This window comes from Vibrio sp. 1069 (genome assembly GCF_033340555.1).
Window position 1 is genome coordinate 1 of record NZ_JAWOWP010000037.1, and the last position, 9208, is coordinate 9208.

Consider the following 9208-nt stretch of genomic DNA (forward strand, 5'->3'; position numbering starts at 1 on the left):
AGTTCTTTTAGTTGTTGATTTCATAACACTCTCCAATTTTGGGGGTGGAAAGTGTCAACCTTATTTAGGACGGCACAATAAATACAAAAAAAGCGAAGGGATGACCTTCGCTTTTCTTTATCTCATTGCTGTATGATTTTATTCAGTGAGTGACTCTTCTAACGCTTTTAAGCACAGCGCAACGTTTTCAGATCGAGCGCCGTAACCCATTAAGCCAATACGCCACGCTTTACCAGCTAATGCCCCAAGGCCTGCACCAATTTCTAGGTTATAGGTTTCTAGCAAGTGAGCACGAACTTTTGCTTCATCAATTCCTTCAGGCACGTAAATCGCATTTAATTGTGGCAACCGATGGGCTTCGTCCACAACAAATTCAAAGCCTAACTTTTGTAAGCCATTTTTGAGTTTTTCATGCATCAGTTGGTGACGAGCCCAAGCGTTTTCTAATCCTTCATTTTTCAGTATCAATAAAGCTTCATGAAGCGCATACAAGCTATTAACTGGCGCCGTATGATGGTAACTACGCTTGCCTTCTCCACTCCAATACCCCAAAACTAAACTCTGATCGAGGAACCAACTCTGTACTGGTGTTGTTCTTGCTTGAATCTTTTCAATCGCGGCAGGAGAAAACGTCACTGGTGAGAGCCCAGGTACACATGACAAACATTTTTGACTACCAGAGTAAACCGCATCCAGTTGCCATTCATCCACTTTTAACGGCACACCACCAAGCGATGTCACCGCATCAACAATAGATAATGCATTATGCTGTTTCGCCAGCTTACCCAATGCTTGAGCATCACTGACTGCACCAGTTGAGGTTTCCGCATGCACAAAAGCAAGAACTTTTGTATCTGGGTGCTGTTCGAATGCTTGCTCGACTTTATCAATGGAAACAGGCGTCCCCCATTCATCATCGACGATAACAACTTCACCACCAGCACGGACGACATTTTCGCGCATGCGTTCACCAAATACACCATTACGGCAGACGATCACTTTATCGCCTTTCTCGATCAAGTTTACAAAGCAGGTTTCCATCCCTGCACTACCTGGCGCTGAAACCGCAATAGTGAACTCATTGTCAGTTTGAAAGACATACTTCAATAGCTGCTTGAGCTCATCCATCATACCGATAAACAGAGGATCAAGGTGACCTACAGTAGGACGGCTTAGTGCTTGTAACACTTGAGGATAAATATCAGAAGGACCAGGTCCCATTAAAATACGGTGAGGTGGAATAAAGCTTTGGATCGACATGTCAGCTCCTTGATTATCTTTTATCCTGAGCATTCTAAAAGTTCTATTCAATAACATGGCTCAGGTGTAGGGTTCTTCACCCTAATAGATTTTTCCTCTATCAGCAATTAGCCGTAAGTATGGAGGTCAAACCAGTGTCACAAAATCGTTAATAAAAAACACCATAAAGGTTGAAATATTGATTGACATTAAGGCCTCAAAACCGTTCAATGTTTGAGCTTTATGTAGAAGAGGAGCGCTACCCAGGTAGATGATTTGTGGAACCGCAATTCCAACACCAATCATTGAGGGGGAGTAGTGCCGAGGTAAGTCAAAGTTGCAGGATTTGACTTGTCGGTTGAATTGGGCTGAATCCCATCAACTGTCATCAGCGCAGTCTGATGAAGGGCTTCTGAGGGTAAATTTTTCAAATAGCATTCTAAATACCTCTCTTTTTGCTCTGTTCCTTTTCTCACTAAACATTGGATGTACAATTTTTTAGGAAGTCGTGGGAGAACGCAGTGAGCGCATTTAACGTAGCTAAATTCGGTGGAACCAGTGTTGCCAACTTTGAGGCAATGAGTCGTTGCGCCACCATTATCGAAAACAATCCAAATACTCGCCTGGTCGTGAGCAGCGCTTGCTCTGGCGTCACCAACCTATTGGTAGAACTCGCCAACGGCGTTCAGGATCAAACGCACCGTACTGAGCTGCTGCAAAATCTGGCCAACATTCATGACGCCATTTTAACTCAGCTCGAAGACAGCACGAAAACTGCTGCCGAGGTGTATGGCATATTAGATACCGTAACCAGCCTGGCCGAGGCTGCATCTATCCAAGCTAGTGCGAAGTTAACCGATCATTTAGTCGCATGTGGTGAACTCATGTCGACGCACATTCTAACTCAGTTAATGTGTGAGCGAGGCATTCAAGCAGTGCGCTTTGATATCCGCGATGTGCTGCGTACTGATGACAACTTTGGTCGCGCGGAGCCAAACATTGAAGCAATTTCGACGCTTGCGCAAGATAAACTCGTACCACTTTGCCAACAATCCGTTGTTGTTACTCAAGGCTTCATAGGATCTGACGAAGCCGGTAATACAACAACATTAGGTCGAGGGGGCAGCGATTACAGCGCCGCCTTAATTGCTGAGAGCGTTAAAGCGGCAGGGCTAGAAATCTGGACTGATGTTCCGGGAATCTACACAACAGACCCGCGAATTGCACCAAAAGCCTCACCAATTCCCGAGATCAGCTTTAGTGAAGCTTCAGAAATGGCTAACTTTGGCGCTAAAATCCTTCACCCTTCTACGCTAGTACCTGCATTGCGCCACGACATTCCGGTATTTGTAGGGTCATCGAAAGAGCCAGAAAAAGGGGGAACTTGGATTCGCCACCAAGTCGAAAGCTCACCGTTATTCCGTGCGCTAGCTTTGCGTTGTAACCAAACCATGGTAACGCTACGCAGCGCCAATATGTTCCACGCATACGGTTTTTTAGCAAAGGTCTTTGAGATCCTTGCAAAGCATAAGATCTCTGTCGATTTGATCACGACATCTGAAATCAGTGTATCGTTAACACTTGATCAAACTGATACCTCTGGCGGAGCACCACAGCTGCCGCAAGCTGCACGAGAAGAGTTAGAAGAGTTATGTAAGGTAGAAGTTGAACATGACCTATGCCTCGTTGCTCTCATTGGAAACAACATGAGTGAGAGTAAAGGCTACGCGAAACAGGTTTTTGGCACGCTAGAAGATTTTAACCTACGCATGATTTGTTATGGCGCTAGCCCTCACAACTTATGCTTCTTGCTCCATGAATCGGTATCGAAACAAGCCATACAAAAACTCCACACTGAGTTGTTTGAGAAGTAAGTTCAACTCAATAAAACAAAGGGCTGCGTATTTGCAGCCCTTTGTCGTTTCATTAGTTGTTACATTTGGACGAGGTAAACATCAATTTAACCGTTAATGTTTGGCCCTAACCATTTTTCAGCCTCGATCCTATCCCACCCCTTACGATCGGCGTAACTCTCTAGCTGATCTTCTTGGATCTGTGCGATCGCAAAGTAACGTGAGTCAGGATGAGAGAAATACCAACCAGAGACTGACGCGCCCGGATACATTGCATAGCTGGAGGTTAGAGTCATACCAATGTTCTCTTCCACATTAAGTAACTCCCAAAGCGGTCCTTTTTCAGTATGTTCAGGACACGCGGGATAACCCGGCGCAGGGCGAATACCTTGGTATTTTTCACGAATGAGATCATCGTTAGATAAATCTTCATCAGCTGCATAACCCCAAATTTCTTTACGGACACGCTCATGCAAATACTCAGCAAACGCTTCGGCTAGGCGATCCGCCACCGCTTGAATCATAATTGCGTTGTAATCATCTCCCTGTGCTTTGTATTCATCAGCAAGCTCTCGTTCACCAATACCACCAGTGACAGCAAATGCCCCTATCCAATCATGTTTACCCGACTCTTTAGGTGCGATGTAGTCGGATAAACAATAGTTGAATCCTTTTGGTTTCTCGGTCTGTTGTCGCAAGTTACGTAATACTTTCACAACGTCGGTACGAGTTTCATCAGCATAAACTTCAATGTCGTCCCCCACGCTCGCAGCAGGGAATAAGCCACACATTCCACGCGCTTTTAACAGGCCTTCTCGCTCAACTCGATCAAGTAACTCGTTGGCATCTTCGAATAAACGTTTTGCTTCTTCACCAACTTCTTCATGTTGGAAAATTGTTGGATACTTACCCACAAGTGACCAAGTCATAAAGAATGGTGTCCAATCGATGTATTGACGTAATATAGCCACATCAAAATCATCGAAGATATGAATGCCAGGCTTAACAGGCACTGGAGGGGTGTAAGCTTCCCAATCGATAGCAACTTTATTCGCTCGAGCCGCTTCTAATGTCACTGGTTTGGTTCTCGGTTTCTTTCGATTATGTTGATCACGTACTCGTTCGTAATCAGCTTCAAGTTTTTCAACAAACTCAGGGCGACGTTCATCTGACAGAAGAGAAGTACATACGCCCACTGCACGTGAGGCGTTGTTCACGTAAACCACTGGATGCTTGTAATTTTGCTCAATCTTAACTGCTGTATGGGCTTTTGACGTTGTTGCGCCACCGATGAGAAGAGGTAAGTTAAAGTCGAGACGCTCCATCTCTTTTGCAACATGCACCATTTCGTCTAATGAAGGCGTGATCAACCCTGATAAACCAATAATATCGACGTTTTCTTCTTGCGCTACTTTTAAGATCTTTTCGCAAGGAACCATGACACCAAGATCAATAATTTCATAATTATTGCACTGCAATACAACGCCAACGATATTTTTCCCGATATCATGTACATCACCTTTGACCGTCGCTAGCAAAATCTTACCGTTTGTTTGTCCCACCTGCTTTTCTGCATTGATGTAGGGCTCCAGATGCGCGACTGCTTGCTTCATCACTCGTGCAGATTTTACGACCTGAGGAAGGAACATTTTACCTTCACCAAACAAGTCTCCGACGACGTTCATCCCATCCATTAGTGGGCCTTCAATCACCTCTAATGGCTTTGAAGCGTTGACACGAGCCTCTTCGGTATCATCAACGATGAACTCAGTTATTCCTTTCACTAACGCGTGCTCTAAACGCTTTTCAACAGGCCAAGTTCTCCACTCAAGTGCAGAGGCATCCTCCTCTTTACCTACCCCTTTGCCTGCATATTCCGCCGCGATATCTAACAATCTCTCAGTGGCGTCATCACGACGGTTAAGAACGACATCTTCCACAGCCTCACGCAATTTTTCAGGCACGTTATCGTAGATTTCTAACTGACCCGCATTCACAATCCCCATATCCATACCATTTTTAAAACAGTGGTAGAGGAACACCGCGTGAATCGCTTCACGTACATAGTTATTGCCACGGAAAGAGAATGAGACGTTAGAAACACCACCAGATATCATCGCATGTGGTAAATCACGTTTGATATCGCCAACGGCTTCAATGAAATCCACCGCGTAGTTATTATGCTCCTCGATCCCCGTAGCAATGGCAAAAATGTTGGGGTCAAAAATGATGTCTTCTGGTGGAAAGCCCACTTCATCAACAAGAATTCGGTAAGCGTTGGTACAAATTTCTACTTTGCGCTCACGTGTATCTGCTTGCCCAATCTCATCAAACGCCATCACAATCACAGCCGCACCGTAACGGCGGATCAACTTAGCTTGTTCAACGAATTTCTCTTTGCCTTCTTTGAGAGAGATCGAGTTAACAATGCCTTTGCCTTGGATGCACTTAAGACCGGCTTCAATAACCTCCCACTTGGAAGAGTCAACCATGATTGGTACTTTTGAGATTTCAGGTTCTGACGCACAAAGGTTTAAAAAGCGAACCATACAAGCTTGTGCATCCAACATGCCTTCATCCATGTTGATATCGATAATTTGAGCGCCATTTTCAACTTGTTGACGAGCCACATCGAGCGCTTCATCGTACAGCTCTTCTTTAATTAAGCGCTTAAAACGCGCAGAACCGGTTACATTCGTACGCTCACCGACATTGATAAATAAAGAGTCTTTATCAATAGCGAGTGGCTCCAGGCCAGACAAGCGACAAGCAACGGGAAGTTCAGGTAATTGACGAGGGGCGATATTTTCAACCGCGAGTGCCATTTGGCGAATGTGCTCAGGAGTTGTACCACAACACCCACCAATCAAGTTTAAAAAGCCACTTTGAGCCCACTCTTTAACATGCTTAGCCATATCTTCTGGCGACAAATCGTATTCGCCGAATGCATTCGGAAGCCCAGCATTTGGGTGAGCGGAAACAAAAGATTCTGATATACGAGAGAGCTCTTCAACATAAGGACGCAGCTCATCTGGACCAAGTGCACAGTTCAAACCAAACGAAATCGGTTTAACATGACGTAATGAGTTGTAAAACGCTTCTGTGGTTTGACCGGATAATGTCCGACCGGAAGCATCAGTAATAGTCCCCGAGATCATCACAGGCAACTCAATCCCCATCTCTTCAAACACACTTTCAACAGCAAATGAACAAGCCTTAGCGTTAAGCGTATCGAAGATGGTCTCGATAAGAATAAGGTCTGAACCACCTTTAATTAGAGCACGAGTCGATTCAGAGTAAGCCTCAACTAACTCGTCGAAAGAAACATTTCGATATCCAGGGTCGTTTACATCAGGAGAGATAGAACAAGTGCGGTTCGTCGGCCCTAAAACCCCTGCGACATAACGCGGTTTATCGGGTGTTTTTTCGGTCCATTCGTCTGCAACTTCACGTGCAAGCTTGGCAGCTGCAAAGTTAATTTCTTCACTTAGGCTTTCCATCTCGTAGTCAGCCATCGCAATGGTTGTTGCGTTAAACGTGTTGGTTTCGAGAATATCTGCACCCGCTTCTAAATATGCAGCGTGAATTTCCTTGATAAGTTGAGGCTGACTTAGAACCAACAGGTCGTTGTTACCTTTTAGATCACAATGCCAATCCGCAAAGCGCGTTCCTCGATAGTCTTGCTCTTCAAGTTTGTATCCCTGAATCATGGTTCCCATACCACCATCAATCAAAAGAATACGTTGCTTCAATTGAGCTTCAATCTGTTGTCTTACGTTACTTCCCACAGTACAGCCTCATTCCTTTAGTTATCTTTCCATCCTATCACACAAACTTCAGGAGTCTAGACGTCTAAACGTGGAATTAATGATTATTTTATCTCCTTCTTAACTTACAAAATAATCACGAAAAAATGTTTGCTATTTAAGCAGCATCAGCCGAGAATTCCATTCATAAAATGTTACAAATAGAGAGCTCTATGTCGGTCTATCATACTTTATGTTTTCTATCCGCAGCTGCGATGCTAATTGCTTTTGTAAACAGCAAGATAGGAAAGATGCAAACCACCATTGCGATTACCGCAGGTTCAATGGTGCTTTCACTTCTAATCTTAATTGCGGGTCAAAACAACTGGTTCCATCTCACCGAAATTGCAACGGAGACGGTCACAAGGATTAACTTCGAAGATTTCTTGCTCAAAGGCATTCTTGGCTTCTTACTATTTGCTGGTGGACTAGGCATCAAACTCCCGAACCTTAAAGATCAAAAGTGGGAGATCACTGTTTTAGCCCTTGGAGCCACACTGTTTTCTACGTTCTTTATTGGATTTGCGCTGTATGGGTTTTGTCAGTTAATTGGCATCCAATTTGATTTGGTCTACTGCTTACTATTTGGTGCTCTAATATCGCCAACTGACCCAATCGCTGTATTGGCTATTGTGAAAAAACTAGATGCTCCTAAACGTATCTCCACTCAGATTGAAGGAGAATCGCTCTTCAATGATGGCTTCGGTTTGGTTATCTTCGTCACTCTATTTACGATTGCATTTGGCACTGAGGCACCAACTGTAGGTAGTGTCACCTTACTCTTCATCCAAGAAGCTATCGGTGGTATCACATATGGTTTCGTCCTCGGTTTGCTATTCCACTACTTGATCAGTGCCACCGATGATCACTCAATGGAATTGTTACTTACCATTGGTGTCCCAACAGCAGGTTACGCATTTGCTGAATACATCCATGTATCAGGCCCACTAGCAATGGTTGTATCCGGTATTATGATTGGCAACTGGACACGCTTTATTGGCTTTTCAAAAGAGAGTGAAGATCACCTTGACCATTTTTGGGAGCTTGTTGATGAGTTCTTGAATGGCGTGTTATTCCTACTGATCGGCATGTCGATGCTGCTGTTTGAATTCCACAAAGAAGACTGGATCATGATGGCTATTTCAGTCCCTCTTGTACTAGCAGCTCGCTATTTAAGCGTATTTCTCTCGTACATTGGCTTTAAGCGTTACAGAAAATATAACCCGTGGTCAGTACGTATTTTGACGTGGGGCGGCTTACGCGGGGGCCTTGCATTGGCAATGGCACTTTCCATTCCATCTGGTATTTGGGTGATTCAAGATAAGTTAATCGATGTAAAAGAGATTATTCTTGTAATGACCTACTCCGTCGTTGTTTTCTCTATCCTCATTCAAGGCTCAACAATCACTCCAATGATTGAAAAAGCAAAAGCAGAAGAGAAGAAGATGGAAGAGAACAACCAAGCAATAACCACTCCGGAACATACGGAGACAGTGGACTCTTAAAGACACGTAACTTAATAAATAAAAAGCAGCTACCTAGCTGCTTTTTTCATAACTAATTTTCAGACTCCCCTTCAAGGACGAAGGCTCCTTATTCTTTGATATACCATCAAATATACGAAGAATCGCTACGCTACATTTTCATAGATACTAACTATTGCTGATAGATAGTATTCATAGACGAGCCTTTTAATTTACCCATTTTCATCTGTATCACTTCTCTTACCTTGGCAATATAGGCTCCTCGTAAACATCAAAGCTAAACTTCCACAATACTTAGCAATGAGCGAGTTTGTATTTTTATGAGAAAGAGGCATTTAGGGTAATTGCGTTCAGAACCCAAACAGGTTAGCAACCTCACCAAGATAAAACTGAGCTAGCATTCAGGTAGATCAAAGCCTTAACAGAAATGTAGCCCCCCTCCTTCTTGATCTCAGTGAGACTAAACTTGTATTCAAAGTCGTCCTGTTTTCAAATTAGAAACAAGCGACACTTCAAACAATTAAACTCTGTCACATAACTAGATTTTCTAATATCGAATAAAAGGAGCTTTGGTGAATGAAGAGGCTCAAAACTAGCGCTCGAGACTGCAGGAACCACACAAAACTGCGTTCCACTTCACTCAAACAGGGCTTAGAAAGCATCGCCAGAGGGAAGCCTGCCTCTCGATGCAAGGTTTCAATATGAAAGTGGATTTAAGGTAAGTCGGTTAACCAAAACGAAAAAAGCCCCAGTCTTTCGACTGAGGCTTAATATAAGTGGCGGAGTGGACGGGACTCGAACCCGCGACCCCCGGCGTGACAGGCCG

4 protein-coding genes and 1 riboswitch are annotated in these 9208 nt (G+C 44.0%); of the genes, 2 read left to right on the forward strand and 2 right to left on the reverse strand.

Features of this window, described 5'->3' with window-relative positions; translation table 11 throughout:
- Positions 1 to 138: 138 nt before the first annotated feature.
- A complete protein-coding gene (locus R7040_RS23975; RefSeq protein WP_054575331.1) occupies positions 139 to 1260 on the reverse strand; it encodes a pyridoxal-phosphate-dependent aminotransferase family protein in 1122 nt (373 codons plus the stop codon).
- A gap of 220 nt (positions 1261 to 1480) precedes the next feature.
- Positions 1481 to 1659: riboswitch (Lysine riboswitch) on the forward strand.
- Between the two features lie 101 nt (positions 1660 to 1760).
- Here R7040_RS23975 and lysC point away from each other — a divergent pair.
- Positions 1761 to 3113: a lysine-sensitive aspartokinase 3 gene (gene lysC / locus R7040_RS23980; protein ID WP_017821324.1), complete on the forward strand. Its 1353-nt coding sequence runs from the start codon at positions 1761 to 1763 to the stop codon at positions 3111 to 3113.
- Positions 3114 to 3199: 86 nt separating this feature from the next.
- On the opposite strand, the gene metH is transcribed toward lysC, so the two are convergent.
- Positions 3200 to 6880 (reverse strand): methionine synthase, encoded by a 3681-nt coding sequence (gene metH / locus R7040_RS23985; protein WP_064354334.1) that lies wholly within the window; start codon positions 6878 to 6880, stop codon positions 3200 to 3202.
- Positions 6881 to 7071: 191 nt separating this feature from the next.
- Between metH and R7040_RS23990 the strand changes: the two genes are divergently transcribed.
- Entirely contained in the window at positions 7072 to 8403 is a 1332-nt protein-coding gene (locus R7040_RS23990) for a cation:proton antiporter (protein ID WP_064354335.1), read from the forward strand.
- Positions 8404 to 9208 lie beyond the last annotated feature (805 nt).

Coding starts and splice junctions, on each gene's coding strand:
- R7040_RS23990 (WP_064354335.1), top strand. CDS start 7,072: ATGTCGGTCTATCATACTTTATGTTTTCTATCCGCAGCTGCGATGCTA.
- R7040_RS23975 (WP_054575331.1), bottom strand. CDS start 1,260: ATGTCGATCCAAAGCTTTATTCCACCTCACCGTATTTTAATGGGACCT.